This window comes from Colwellia sp. SU-HH01217, assembly GCF_057543495.1.
On the sequence record NZ_BAAJLX010000001.1, the window covers coordinates 121,132 to 135,655 of the forward strand.

Sequence of the window (14,524 nt, forward strand, 5' to 3'; positions counted from 1 at the left end):
TGACTAAATAGAATGACTGCAATTGGCCAGCATAAGCCATGAAGTCCATATCGCTCATTAATCATATTTTCCAGAATCAAGCTCATCTAAGAAAGCATTACCATCCATTAGATCATTTTCATCTATACTTTCAAATCGAGATTTTACAAGCTCCATTTTTAGTTCTTCAATACGGCTATACTCTTCACTAGAAAGAACTACTACGACTGGGTTTCCGTTCTTTTCTATTTCAATGGGTTCAGATTGTACTTTTAGGAGCATCTGCCCAAAATTGGTTTTTGCTTCGTTTGCATTTAAAGTGAACATTTTAATATCCTCATCTAATTTATCCATAAAGCACTAAAACCAAACGAAACAGTCAAATCGAACGATAACATTAAAGAAAGAAGTTACTCTACATTAGGACTGTAAATTATTATTAGTATAGTGATCATTCGTTTTCATATCTTTACAAAACTCTCACAGATTTAATGTGACAATATAACAACACTTTTACTTTTCTTATTATCTAGGGTTTAATGCTATAGAAAATAATATCCAGCCGGAATTTATCCTAGGAAGAATTAACATGTTATATAAAAAAGTGTTTAAGGCTTTGTCTTTAACATCACTGCTATTTATTGGCGCAGCAACAGCTGACGAAGGTATGTGGCAACCACACCAATTACAAGAAATAAGTGGCAAGCTAAAAAAAGCGGGCTTAAAGCTCGACCCGACGCAAATGGAAAATTTAGACCAATTTCCAATGAATGCAATCATTAGCTTAGGAGGATGTACTGCTTCTTTTTTATCTGATAAAGGCTTAGTGGTAACCAATCATCATTGTGCTTATGGGTCAATTCAGTACAATTCAAGCGAAAAAGAAAACTTGTTAAAACAAGGCTTTGTTGCAAAAAAGATGTCTGATGAACTACAAGCAGCTCCCGGCTCTCGTGTTTATGTTACAGAGTCATTAACCAATGTTACCGATAAGGTGACTGGCTCTATTGCTAAATCGGTTACTGGTAAAGCTTATTTTAAAGCGATAGAGAAAAATGAAAAAGTATTAGTTGAGCAATGTGAAACATCACAAGATTATCGTTGTGAAGTGTACAGTTTTCATGGCGGTTTAGAGTATTTTCTTATTAAGCAGCTCGCTATACGTGACGTACGTTTAGTTTACGCACCGCCGTCAAGCATTGGTAAATTTGGTGGTGATACCGATAACTGGATGTGGCCGCGTCACACCGGCGATTGGTCTTTCTACCGAGCTTATGTCAACAAAGAAGGTAAACCAGCAGATTACGCTAAAGACAATGTACCATTTGAACCTAAAGCCTACTTAAAAGTAAATGCTAACGGTGTTGAAGAAAATGATTATGTGATGGTGTTAGGCTACCCAGGTAGAACTAACCGTTACCGTACTGCCCAAGAAGTAGAAAACCAGTTTAATTTAATCTATCCAACAGCAAAACGTTACCGCGAAGAATATATAGCAACCATTAAATCGACAGCGCCTGCAGGCAGTGAAGCTCGTATTAAATATGAAAGTACTTTAGCTGGCTTGGCTAACTATGCAAAAAACTATGGTTCTATGATTGAAAGCTTCCACAAAGGGGATATGTTAGCACGTAAAAAGCAAGAGCTTAGAGCGCTGCAAGCGTGGATTAACACCTCTAAAAAACGTAAAGAAAAGTATGGTAAAACCTTAACCAAACTCAACGAATTAATAATACAAGAGCAAGAGAATCAAGAAGTGGATTTGATTTTAGCTTATATCGGTCGCACTAATTTAATGGGAGTTTCAAAGCGTTTATATCGTTTGGCTAATGAGAAAAACAAACCAAGCACTGAGCGAAAGCAAGGTTATCAAGAACGTGATATGAACCGTTTTACTCAAGGTATGAAACGAGTTAATCGCCGTTACGATGCAAATGTAGACAAAGCCGTTTTATCACACTTTATGGCGCAATATGCACAGTTCCCAATGTCAGAGCGCAATAAAACTTTTGATGAATTTTTTGGTTTAAATAACACCTTTGATGCTAAAAAGCTTACAGAGCAATTAAATAAAATGCACAGCGAAACTAAACTTGATCAAGAAAGTGTTCGACTTGCATGGATGGATAAATCAGTTGAAGAGTTTAAAAGTAGTAAAGATCCATACATTCAATTTGCCGTTTCGCAATATGAAAACGATTTAAAACTTGAACAAGAAGCAGAAGATCTTGCAGGGCAATTAGCGCAAATTCGTCCACAATTTATGAGCGCGATGATCGCATACAAGAAAAGCAAAGGTGAACCTGTATATGCTGATGCAAACAGCTCATTACGTATTACTTATGGTAATGTTAAAGGCTATTCACCACAAGATGGCTTAACAGCTACACCTTTTACCACACTAGAAGGCATGTTAGCTAAGTACGTCGCAGGCGATCACGAATTTGATCTATTTAAAAATATTCGCACCGCTATTGCTAATAAAGACTTTGGCTCATACCAACGTAAAAGTTTAGGTTCAGTGCCTGTTAACTATTTATCTACCCTTGATATCACCGGCGGGAATTCAGGCTCTCCCACATTAAATGGCAACGGAGAATTTGTTGGTTTAGTGTTTGACGGTGTTTACGAGTCTATCATTGGTGACTGGGATTACGATCCTAAATTCAAGCGTGCAATACATACAAGCGTACCATTTATGCTTTGGACAATGGAACATATCGATGGCGCTGGTAATATTGTAGATGAAATGACAGTAGTCAAGTAACGCTTTATTTGAAATGAATGCTTACACAAAAAAAATTAGCACTAATACATGGCTTTTTTGTTTTACAAATAAGTTAAGTTAGTCGATTACGAATACTGTCAAAGCCTCAGTAGCAATGTGAGGCTTTTTTATTGCTAACAATTTTTTATTGCTAACAATTAGGCATGCTTTATTAAAAATTTATTCCAAATTGCTCATTGCAAAGCACGCGCTGTTTGATTATTGCAGATCACAATGCAATACATTAAAATATTATACACTGTAATAATATATCAATTTATAAAATAACATAAGAATCGGAACCCATGAGAATTGAAATTAAAAAAGGTATCGCTGTATTACTACTGCCCCTGGCAATAGCAACAACTGCAAATGCGTCAGCCATTAAACAAACAAAAGGCGATTTTGAAGACAAATTCCGTCAACTAGAAGAAGTACTTCCTACACCCAATGTTTATCGTAATGCTTCTGGTGAGCCGGGTGAAAATTATTGGCAACAACAAGTCGATTACAAAATTAAAGTCTCGCTTGATGAGGAAAAACGTCGTTTATCTGGTCATGAGAAAATCACTTATCAAAATAACTCGCCTTACCAGCTAAAATATTTATGGGTACAGTTAGATCAGAATATTTTTAAAGACGATTCAATTGCTAATGCTGCCAATAATTTTGGCGGTATAGGTCGTCGAGGCCCATACACAAAAACTGGTGACAACCAAACACCAGCAAAAATTAGTCTAGGTGAGTTGCGTCGTCAACAATTTATGGCTGATAACGAATTAGGCTATGAAATTAGTGCGATTAAAGACAGCCGAGGTAAAAAGCTAACGTTTACCGTGGTTGGTACACAAATGCGTATTGATTTACCAAAACCGTTAAAGGCAGGTGATGATGTAGAATTCTCTATTGATTTTGCTTTTAATATTGTTGAAGAAGATGCTGTATCAGCGCGTTCAGGTTATGAACACTTTGAAAAAGATGCGCGTAAAGGCGGCAATGACATTTTCTTACTAGCACAGTGGTTTCCTCGATTACATGCTTATACTGACTATGAAGGTTGGAACAATAAAGAATTTTTAGGTCGTGGTGAATTTACTTTAGAATTTGGTGATTACGAAGTAGAAATTGACGTACCTGCCGATCATATTGTTAGTGCAACAGGTGTTTTAACGAACCCTAAAAGTGTCTTAACTAAAACACAACGTCAACGCTTAGACAAAGCAAAAACCGCTAAACGTCCTGTGTTTGTTGTTACAGAAGAAGAAGCTCTAGCCAACGAAAAAGAAGGCACAAGTAAGCGTAAAACATGGAAATTTAAAGCCGATAATGTTCGTGATTTCGCTTGGGCTTCATCGCGTAAATTTATGTGGGATGCAAAAGGTTACCAACAAGGTGGTGATGATATGCCATTTGTTATGGCGATGTCTTTTTACCCTAAAGAAGGTGGTGATTTATGGAAAAAATACTCTACCGAGTCAGTAGTTCACACCATGGAAGTATATTCTCGTTATTCGTTTGACTACCCATACCCTACAGCTCAATCGGTAAATGGACCTGTTGGTGGCATGGAGTATCCAATGATCACTTTCAACGGCCCTCGAACTGAACTACAAGATGACGGTTCTCGTACTTACTCTCAGGCTGAAAAACGCTTCCTAATTGGTGTTGTTATCCACGAAGTAGGCCATATTTACTTCCCAATGGTAGTTAATTCGGATGAGCGCCAATGGACATGGATGGACGAAGGTTTAAACAGCTTTTTAGACGGTATTGCTGGTCGAGAATGGGATCCAACAATTCCTTGGGGCGTTGAACCTCGAGATATTGTCGGTTATATGAAATCTCAAAACCAAGTACCAATTATGACCCAGTCAGACAGCGTTTTACGTTTAGGTCCTAATGCTTATACTAAGCCTGCTGCTGCACTGAACATTTTACGTGAAGTGATTTTAGGTCGTGAATTATTTGATTTCGCCTTTAAAGAGTATTCAGAGCGTTGGATGTTTAAACGCCCAACGCCTTCAGATTTTTTCCGCACAATGGAGGAAGCTTCTGGTGTTGATTTAGATTGGTTCTGGCGTGGCTGGTTTTACTCTACTGATCATGTAGATATCTCTATCGATAAAGTGTATCAAATGCGTTTAGATACACATAACCCAGATATTGACTACGGCCGTTTACGTCAAATTGAAGCAAACAAACCTTCATCATTATTTGTTGAACGAAACAAAGCGGAAGGAAAAGAGTTATGGCGTGATCGTAATCCTGACATTACAGATTTTTATGACGAAAATGATCGCTTTACAGTAACTAATAAAGAGCGCAATAAATATAATAAATTCTTAAAAAGCTTGAAGCCTTGGGAACGAAAAGTATTAGATCGCGCAGTTAAAGAAGATAAAAATTACTATGTTTTAGAGTTTTCAAACGTAGGTGGCTTGGTTATGCCTATATTGTTAGAGCTAACATATAAAGATGGTTCAAAACAAAGCCAATATATTCCTGCTGAAATATGGCGCCGCACACCTAAACAGGTTCAAAAACTTATTGTTACTGATAAAGACAAAGAGTTAGTAAGTGTTGCTGTAGATCCAGGTTGGGAAACTGCTGACGTTGATGTTGAAAATAACCATTATCCTCGTCAAATAATCCCTACACGTGTTGAAGCTTATAAAGCGAAGAAATCTACTGCAAAAGTGCATCGCGATATCATGCAAGATATCAAAACTGAGCTTAAAACTGATGAAGATAAAAAGGACAAGTAATGTCTAAGCACTTATTCAATGCTCTAGTATTACTATTGTTGTTGGTAGCAAACATAGTAGCAACAAACTTAGCGTTTGCTCACCAACAAAAAGCGGCAGAAACCACAGTATTGTTTAACAAACGTTCTGGTCAATTAGAGGTATCACATAGATTTTACATGCATGACACTGAACATGCCGTGCAATCTTTATTTGATAAGAATGCTGACATTATTGGTTCAGAAAAAACACAGCAAGAATTTGCTAATTATGTCGCTAAACAGTTTCTTGTTCGTACGTTAACAAATGAAACATTGCCACTAGCTAGTGTGGGTTTTGAAGTAGAAGGTAAATTTTTTTGGGTTTATCAAGAAACAAACATACCAAAGACACTAGAAGGGGTGAAGCTGTATAACGGTACATTACGTGAGTTATGGCCGACGCAAATTAATATGGTTAATATTGAAGGAAAAGGTGAAGTTCGTACCTTATACTTTAGTGATAATAAAGATTGGTTAATCACAAAATTTTAACTCCTTGGTTTGCTGTTTACTATTAATAGGTTAGCGTTATTTTAACGCTAACCTATTTTTTCATTACCTGACCTAAGACTTCCCTTTACTTAATACTTCCTGTTAATTAATCCATCTAAACGTTAGATTTATTCGTGCAGCTTTCTCTTTTTTAGTGCGTGGTAAACAGTGTTGCCAGTAATGTTGAGTTTCGCCAGCCATCATTAAAAGACTTCCTGATTTTAAAGGAAAGCTAAGTTTTTCTCCGGTGATTTTATGTTTTAGCTGGAAGTTGCGCTCTTCCCCTAAAGATAACGACGCAATAACAGGGTTAGCCCCTAACTCTACTTCATCATCACTATGCCAGCCTACCGTGTCGTGTTGATTACGATAGCAGTTTGCTAATAAACCATTAAACTGATGCCTCGTATGCGTTTCTATTCGCTCTTTTATATGACTTAATAATGGAGTGAATGCCTGCGGCTGCATCGTTAAGCCTGAATAACTATAAATAAACTCACCATACCAAGCTTGTAATCGGGGGATATTTACTAGTTTACCGTACATAGATAAGTGATCTTGTTGCCAATTTATTTCTGCCATTAATTGCGTAAAAATAGCTTTTCTTTCAGCAACAGGGATAAAGGAAGGGAAATAGGATAAATCGGCATTTTTTGCTGGTATTTTGATAAAGCCTCCTAGCGAGTTAGCAGTAATTTTGTCACAATAGCCATTAAATTTTCACACATACCAATTTCATTCAACTTGGTATCACAAATTAAGTCTACCCTTTATGCTCAGCCCATTCATTATTAACGATAAAAATTTATTTTTAGACCGATTTCCCGTTGCTCAAGTTAATCGGAGTTTACAAGCTTGGGATGCCGCCGATGAATACTTAATTAATTATGTTAATGAGCAAGCACTTATTAAACAAAGCAGTAAAGTGCTTATTTTTAATGATACTTTTGGTGCATTAACGGCTAATTTATCCATTAATGGTAATCAGGTGTATTGCATTAATGACTCTTATCTTAGTGAGCAAGGGATTAAACATAACCTTGAGCAAAATCATTTAGACAATACGAATATTAGCCAGCTGACTAGCTTAGCTGAGCTCCCTGAAGGTATCGATTTAGTGATATTTAAAATACCTAAAAGTAAATCGTTGCTCGCTGAACAGCTTATCCAAATTAAAAATACATATCACAAAGATTTACTTTTTATTGCAGCAGATCGCGCCAAAGAAATACATTCTTCAACCTTAAAAGTATTTGAAAAATACTTAGGAACGACGACGACCTCTTTAGCGGTTAAAAAAGCCCGTTTAGTATTTTGTCAGTTAGACAACAAACAAGCTTATCAGTCCCCTTTTCCGACTGTATGGGACTTAGCGCCAACTTATCCTGCAACAACGCATTTTTCAATCAGCAACCACGCCAATGTGTATGCAAGAGATAAACTTGACTTAGGCGCTCGTTACTTTTTACAAAGTTTGCCAAGAATTTCAGCTGGTACAAAAGTAATTGATTTAGGTTGTGGTAATGGGGTTTTAGGGCTAACACTACTTGCCGCACAACCTCTTGCTAACATCAGCTTTGTAGATGAATCCTACATGGCTATTGCCTCAGCTAAAGCCAATATAGAGAAAAATTTGCCCGAGCAAACCTCGCAATGTCAGTTTATTGTTAATGATTGTTTAACTGATTTAAACGAACAAGATATTGACCTTGTTTTATGCAATCCTCCTTTTCATCAGCAAACAGCAACAACGGATCATATTGCATGGCAAATGTTCAACGATGCTTTTAGAGCCTTAAAAAAAGGCGGGGAATTGAGAATTATAGGTAATAGACAACTTGCCTATCATATTAAATTAAAAAGAATTTTTGGAAATTGCAAAGAAATTGCAACCAACAATAAATTTGTAACATTATCAGCAATAAAGCGGTAGTTTTAGTAAGCTGTTCATAACACTCTCCATAAGGAATTAAACAATGAAAATGATAAAAAGTTTATTAGGTTTCGTCGTCATTTTAAGTTTATCAAATTGTAGTAATGCACCGAGCCATATTATCATTTCTCCGGAAGTTACAACTCCTACACAAAACAATTACCAAGGAAAAAATGCCCAATTTCATGTCACCGATTTACGCACAGCACATCATCTGATTCAAATAATAAAAGAGGATGAAGCGGCAAAGTTAATGACATCACAAAAGAAGTTAGTCGATGTAGTTAGTCAAGCACTTCAAAGTGAGTATAAAAAGCAAGGTATGTTGTTTAATCAATCGTCAACTAACTCAATCGATGTGTTAATTGATAAAGCACTCATTAATGTCAAACAAGACACACTGTCTTATGAAGCTAACAGCACAATTAGCTTTCGCGTAAAAGTTAATAATACCCAGCAAACGTTAACACAAACTTTCAATAGCCGTAGTACTAGCTCAGGACCGTTAACCGCTGACATTGCGGTGCTAGAGCGTGACTTTTCACAGCAATTATCGAGTGCGTTAGCAAGTATTATTACCAACGAAGAAATCGCTCAATTTATTAAATAGAGGTTTATATGAAACTTATCCCCTTGATATTATCGCTTGTCTTTTTAGTGGCAAGCACTTTGGCTTCAGCTCAAAAGGTCTCTGCTAATTTAGCGATAGACCCAACCAACATTTACCCTAAAGTAAAATTTGAAACCTCGATGGGCGACATTATCGTAGAACTTGATCGAGTAAAAGCGCCAATTACCGTTGATAATTTTCTTATGTATGTCGTCAATGGCCGTTATAACAACACACTTTTTCATCGCATTATGCCTGACTTTATAGTGCAAGGTGGCGGCTACGATAAAGAATTCGGGCCTATCAAATTATATGACGATATTGTTAATGAATCAGGCAACGGCTCTAAAAACACATTAGGCACTATCGCTATGGCAAAAGAAAACCGCCCTCATACAGCCAATAGTCAGTTCTTTTTTAATGCGGGCGACAATACTAATTTAGATCCTGGCAGACAGTGGGGCTACGCAGTGTTTGGTGAAATCATCGAAGGAGAAGAAGTTATGCAAGCGATGGCTAATGTAAAAACTCATTACGATGAAGGCTTAAATTGGGACGATGTACCCGTTGAACCTGTATTATTAATTAAGGCAACTTTATTACCTCAAAACGATTAAAGATTCAGATAATCACTAAAATAGTTGGCTTTATTGTCAAGTATACTGTTCAACCAGTAAAGCCAAGCTATTGACATTATTATAGTTACAAATTATTTATACAAAGATCCAAATTATTTACGCCTTTCCTCGTACTTTCTGACTATACTTCGAATATCAGTGTTTTATCTCGTAGACATCACAACAATAAAAATAAAAATTTTCAGATAAGATTTAAGCAGAAGTTCTTTGAATATTTTAAGGATTTTTTATGATAATCGAGCAGTTTATCAATGAAAAAACAAACCAGTTAGAAGCCTATATAAGCGCAGTTATTAGTCAAAAATTACACTATACCGAATTAGATCAGTTTATTTCAGAAACCATGGGGGAATGGACTTTACTTGCCGTCACAGATGAAAGTCCTAACACTGCAAAAGAACGGGTTTTTTGGCATTTAATGCATGAAATTAGTTTACACGGCGCACAAGCTTTAGATCACGACTTGTATTTTAAAAGTGAAATAAATACCTGTTTAGACTTTTTTACTGGCTCAGGGAGTTACCCAATCGACTGTATTGGCTGGCGCCCTATTGCATAAATGACCAGTAAATTTATTGTAACTTTCTCTTCTGTAGTGCTGCTCTCTTTGTTAGTCTAGCTTTTTATTCTAGATAAACTTAGCCATTTAATGTCATCTCCCCATACTATTCGCGAAACAATTAACTATTTTAAAGATCCTCGGCTTCTCAGTGTATTCTTCTTTGGTATTGCCAGCGGCTTTCCATGGGTAATGATAGGCTCCGCAATGAGTGGCTGGTTAACTGACGAAGGATTAAGCCGCTCAAGTATTGGTTTATTTGGTTTAATCTTTGTTGCTTATAGTATTAATTTTCTCTGGTCGCCTTTAATCGATCGCCTAAAAATTCCATTACTTACTAACAGGCTTGGGCAAAGAAGAAGTTGGATTGTCGCCACTCAAATAGTTATTGTTTTATCAGCTTTGCAATTAACAACATTAGATGCCAGTAACCAGCTGAATATGATGGCAATGTTCGGCCTTATTATTGCCATTGCAGGTGCTACACAAGATATTTCAATTGATGCCTACCGTATTGATTTACTTTCAAGTAATGGCAGCAACTCCATGGCAGCAGGTGCAGCAATGGCTACTGCAGGTTGGTGGACAGGGTATGCTGGTTTAGGCGCTATTCCATTTATTTTGGTTGATAAACCCAACTGGCAATGGTCTGAAGTTTACTTTGTTTTGGCATGCATAACAGTCTTGCTAATGATCACCGCATTTTTAGTGGCTGAGCCTAAAAGCAATAGAGCTAAAGTACATGATCAAATTGAAACGACCTATTTACAAGCGCTCCCCTCTCAAGGCCATCGCCCTTTAATTATTTTATTAATTCTGCCATTGATATTAGCCAGCATCTTATATGCCAATATCGGTTATCCTGCTTGGCCTGATAATATTATTTCACCTGAGTATAGGTTTACCAGTATCACTATTTTTATAGTGACGTTATTGATCGTTTTTAGTAAACAGCTCAGTCATTTAAACCGTACTATTGCTCAAACAACATCTACAGTGAAAGCAATAACAACCAATAAAGTCTATAACCTAACTGCTTGGCTGTTAACGACTCTAGTCGCGCCGATACAAGAGTTTTTTGACCGCAATGGTAAGCGGCTTTCAATCTCAATTTTATTGTTTATTTTCTTATTTAAACTCGGTGAAGCTTACCTTGGACGAATGTCGATTGTGTTCTATCGAGAGGTTGGCTTTAGTAATGAGGATATTGCCTATTATTCCAAAATGATCAATTGGGGAGTAACAATAGTTTTCTCGCTTATTGGCAGTGTGTTTACGATTCGATATGGAATTTTAAAAGGTTTATTTATTGGCGGCATTGCCATGGCATCAAGTAATTTATTGTTTGCCCTAATGGCGGTTGTTGGCCCTGACAAAGCATTATTTGCTTTTACTGTATTTGTTGATGGTTTCACTTCAGCTTGGGGCTCTGTCGCTTTTGTTGCCCTACTGTCAGTGCTTTGCAATCAAACGTTTACGGCAAGTCAATACGCCTTAATGGCCTCGCTCGGTACTTTTGGTCGGGTAATGTTAGGCTCGTATTCTGGCATTATAGTCGATTGGCTAAATGGTGACTGGTCGTTATTTTTTATTGCTACTTCATTAATGGTTATACCTAGCTTGTTATTTTTATACTCAATACGAAAGCCCTTAACCATTTTAATAGACAAACAAGATAGTGATAAAACGAAATCCTAGGAAAGCATTAACTAATGGCACTTTACTAGCTTTTAACCTATCATATTGATAACCATATTAATTAGATTAAAATATTAATGATTAAATTTTTCTTTCTTTTACCTATCATCATGTCTTTCATTTGGTGGAAATACCTCGACATTAAAGGCTATACCCTTAAAGAAGGGATGAAAGGCTTTGTTTATATTTTAATTTTTAATAGTGTGATTATCGCTTTCTTTGTCATGATGATTTTTCTTACTCGGTGACGTAATAACACTAAGGTATGTTTATTTGTTCAGTCTCTATAAGTGACTGAATTTTATTTCGAATGTCTGCATACCTAAGTTGTTCACATAAAGCGAAACCTGCCATTTGTCGCACTTTATTACGTGCAAAAATTGGCAAGCTCATACCACTAAGAAAACGACAGCAAGTTTCTACACTGATTGCTTGATTAGTCTTTTCTGTAAGTTTTTCAATAAAAGTAGCTAACACTTGCACTAATTGTTCATCACTTGGCCATGTCGGGGTTACTGAATATTCAAGCGTCGCAGAAAAGCCACGACACACAGAGCAGTGGCCACAATGATTTTCACCTGCTTGATTTTCAAAGTAAGGATCATCAAAGTAGTTAGCTAAGTTAGCTGTTAAACAACCTGCTGACTCAAAAAAACTAATTAATGCAGCAATTCGCTTAATTTCTTTCTCTTCTTTCTCTGTGAAGTATTGTCCTAAACGTACAGCTAATTGAGGTTCAGCTAACTTTAACAAATCAACATTAAAGACTTCTGTCATCCCTTTAGTTTCCAGTACTATAAGTTGCTGTTCATGTAAATATTCTAATGCAGCAATAACACGAGAACGATCTATGTTGTCCGCCACAAGACTTTCAAAATTCAAGCTGCCCCACACTTTTTTAAAAGCTATATGCTTGAAAACGGAAGTTAAAAAGTTTTGTCGGTCAACGTTAAAGCCCGCGATAATTTTTTCTTGGGGCTGTAACAACTTAATTTTAAAATCAGCAAAATAAGTATATAACGGCTCAATAACGCCATAAATTTCAAGTTGTACGAGTAAAGTTTTAAGTGGTAATTGTCTGATGTTACTTACATTGGCTAATTGATTGCCTTGTAATTCCCAGCGATGCTGATTTTGATGATGCTGTGACTCAAGTTTAATCGTGTTTATAACTGTTTCTATACCAGTTAATTCAGGCGTATCACCATACACAAAATTTTCAACAGTATTTAAGCCATCTAAATTAGCTAAAGTAAAACAAGCGGAAGAAAGCCCGTCTCGTCCTGCACGTCCAATTTCTTGACTATAGTTTTCAATCGATTTCGGTAAGTCATAGTGGATAACAAAGCGGATATCCGCTTTATCAATTCCCATACCAAAAGCAATAGTCGCGACAATAACTTGCACTTCGCCTTGCATAAAACTTTCTTGAGTATGCTCACGTTTATCACTATCAAATCCTGCATGATAGGCTTGTGCATTAATATTTTGCGCTAATAAATATTGAGCAACTTGTTCAGCCGTTTGTTGCAAAGTAACATAAACTATACCTGCGCCAGATTGTGCTCTAATAAGGGACAGTAATTGTTCGTTCTTATCAGCGCTACTGATCGGTTTTACCGATAAATCGAGGTTTTTTCGGTAAAATCCTGTTTGTACGATATGTGGCAACTCAATAGCAAATTTTGCTGCCATATCAAGCTTCACTTGTTTGGTTGCTGTGGCGGTTAACAACAGCACCAAGGGAATATTTAGCTCTTGACGGTATTTCGGTAGCTTTAAGTAATCAGGACGAAAATTATGCCCCCATTCAGAAATACAATGTGCTTCATCTACCACTAACATGGACACAGTAATCGACTGAATAAAGTGACGAAAGCGCTCATTTTTAAAACGCTCTACTGACACCATTAATATTTTAATATGACCATTTCTTACCTTTGTCATTATCTCTTGAACTTGATGACCTTTTAACGTTGAATCAATACTGGCTGCGGGGATCCCTTTTTTACTTAGAAAAGCTAACTGATCTTTCATTAACGCCAACAAAGGTGAAACCACTAAAGTGACATGTGGTAAATGTAAGGCTGTAAACTGGTAACATAACGACTTACCAGAGCCAGTAGGAAAAATAGCTAATGAGGAATGACCGCTTAACAATTGACTCACGGTTTGCTCTTGCCCTTGTCGAAAAGAGTCAAAACCAAAACGTTGCTTTAACGTGTTATTTAAAGAAATATGACTTCCCAATTTTATGTAAAAAGTAAAAAAACACTAACGTTAGTATATAAATATTTAATCATAGTAGCGCTGTTGGATCCGCTGGCAATAAGCAACTAAATTCTCATATTTTCTGGCAAGTACATTAAACTCATTATCGTAATTAACTAAAATAAATTCACATAAATGCGCATATATAGCAGCGTCTAAACGGCAGATACTTGAACCGAAAATGTAGTCTTTATCAGCTAAAAGTACAGACAAAGCTGAGAAGCTCTTCTCGGCAATTGCTTTTATTTCATAAGTTGAATGGCGACCCGTGCCTTGGCCATGTAAGTTTTTAAGAACACTTTTACGAATAAGTTTAGGGATAAATGTTTTAAAAGGGAATGGCATGTCACCAAAGAAACTTTGATTCATTAATGGCCAAGTATCTTCTAATACCCAACGTGAATACACTAAACACCAATAAAGATTTTCATCTAAAGATTTGGTGATTAAATGTGCTTGAGCTTTTTGTTCTTCAGTTAACTTATCATCAATCGTAAGCTGATAAGTTTCTGTTAAATAGTCAATAATACTTTCAGAATCAGCAATAGTGACTTCTTTATTATTTGAATTATCAACAATAAAAGGGAGCTTGCCTTTGGGGGATCTTTTTAGGTTATTAGGGTTCGAGTTACTGACAAATTCAAGCTGAGTTATTCGCAGAAAAAGATCAACCTTTACCACAAAGGGGCTAGCATCAGGTACACCTAGTGCTTGTCCAAAACCACATAACTTAATCATTTATCTTCCTTAAAGCGCTATATTTCCAATAACGTGAATTTTGATCAACGTATT

At 36.5% G+C, this 14,524-nt stretch carries 12 protein-coding genes; 8 read left to right on the plus strand and 4 right to left on the minus strand.

Going from position 1 to position 14,524, the window contains the following annotated elements; genetic code table 11:
- Positions 1-57: 57 nt before the first annotated feature.
- The gene (locus AC27G3_RS00440; protein ID WP_487117848.1) at positions 58-333 is read right to left on the minus strand and encodes a type II toxin-antitoxin system Phd/YefM family antitoxin; all 276 of its coding nucleotides are present in this window, start codon (positions 331-333) and stop codon (positions 58-60) included.
- Between the two features lie 235 nt (positions 334-568).
- Between AC27G3_RS00440 and AC27G3_RS00445 the strand changes: the two genes are divergently transcribed.
- The 3 genes from AC27G3_RS00445 to AC27G3_RS00455 all read left to right on the plus strand — a co-directional run bounded on the left by AC27G3_RS00445 (position 569) and on the right by AC27G3_RS00455 (position 6,023).
- Entirely contained in the window at positions 569-2,746 is a 2,178-nt protein-coding gene (locus AC27G3_RS00445) for a S46 family peptidase (RefSeq protein ID WP_487117849.1), read from the plus strand.
- A 305-nt stretch (positions 2,747-3,051) separates the two neighbouring features.
- Positions 3,052-5,511, plus strand: a complete 2,460-nt coding sequence (locus tag AC27G3_RS00450; RefSeq protein WP_487117850.1) for a M1 family metallopeptidase — start codon at positions 3,052-3,054, stop codon at positions 5,509-5,511.
- Positions 5,511-6,023 carry a DUF6702 family protein gene (locus tag AC27G3_RS00455; RefSeq protein ID WP_487117851.1) on the plus strand — a complete coding sequence of 171 codons (513 nt, stop codon included), beginning with the start codon at positions 5,511-5,513 and terminating at the stop codon, positions 6,021-6,023. The genes AC27G3_RS00450 and AC27G3_RS00455 overlap by 1 nt, the downstream gene beginning before the upstream one ends.
- 102 nt (positions 6,024-6,125) lie before the next feature.
- On the opposite strand, the gene AC27G3_RS00460 is transcribed toward AC27G3_RS00455, so the two are convergent.
- Positions 6,126-6,719 (minus strand): alpha-ketoglutarate-dependent dioxygenase AlkB family protein, encoded by a 594-nt coding sequence (locus AC27G3_RS00460; protein WP_487118671.1) that lies wholly within the window; start codon positions 6,717-6,719, stop codon positions 6,126-6,128.
- 76 nt (positions 6,720-6,795) lie between these two features.
- On the opposite strand from AC27G3_RS00460, the gene AC27G3_RS00465 reads away from it, so the two are divergent.
- From AC27G3_RS00465 to AC27G3_RS00485, 5 genes are all read left to right on the plus strand, one after another.
- On the plus strand, positions 6,796-7,956 hold the full coding sequence (locus tag AC27G3_RS00465; RefSeq protein ID WP_487117852.1) for a methyltransferase: 1,161 nt from the start codon (positions 6,796-6,798) through the stop codon (positions 7,954-7,956).
- A gap of 43 nt (positions 7,957-7,999) precedes the next feature.
- Positions 8,000-8,566 carry a YajG family lipoprotein gene (locus tag AC27G3_RS00470; protein ID WP_487117853.1) on the plus strand — a complete coding sequence of 189 codons (567 nt, stop codon included), beginning with the start codon at positions 8,000-8,002 and terminating at the stop codon, positions 8,564-8,566.
- 8 nt (positions 8,567-8,574) lie between these two features.
- Positions 8,575-9,183, plus strand: coding sequence for a peptidylprolyl isomerase (locus tag AC27G3_RS00475; RefSeq protein ID WP_487117854.1), 609 nt, complete (start codon positions 8,575-8,577; stop codon positions 9,181-9,183).
- A 250-nt stretch (positions 9,184-9,433) separates the two neighbouring features.
- Positions 9,434-9,763, plus strand: coding sequence for a hypothetical protein (locus AC27G3_RS00480; RefSeq protein WP_487117855.1), 330 nt, complete (start codon positions 9,434-9,436; stop codon positions 9,761-9,763).
- Positions 9,764-9,853: 90 nt separating this feature from the next.
- Entirely contained in the window at positions 9,854-11,461 is a 1,608-nt protein-coding gene (locus AC27G3_RS00485) for an AmpG family muropeptide MFS transporter (RefSeq protein ID WP_487117856.1), read from the plus strand.
- Positions 11,462-11,719: 258 nt separating this feature from the next.
- Here the strand turns inward: AC27G3_RS00485 and AC27G3_RS00490 are convergent, their stop codons facing one another.
- Together AC27G3_RS00490 and AC27G3_RS00495 are read right to left on the minus strand one after the other, a co-directional pair.
- On the minus strand, positions 11,720-13,711 hold the full coding sequence (locus AC27G3_RS00490; protein WP_487117857.1) for a RecQ family ATP-dependent DNA helicase: 1,992 nt from the start codon (positions 13,709-13,711) through the stop codon (positions 11,720-11,722).
- Between the two features lie 45 nt (positions 13,712-13,756).
- On the minus strand, positions 13,757-14,470 hold the full coding sequence (locus AC27G3_RS00495) for a glutathione S-transferase family protein (RefSeq protein ID WP_487117858.1): 714 nt from the start codon (positions 14,468-14,470) through the stop codon (positions 13,757-13,759).
- Positions 14,471-14,524 lie beyond the last annotated feature (54 nt).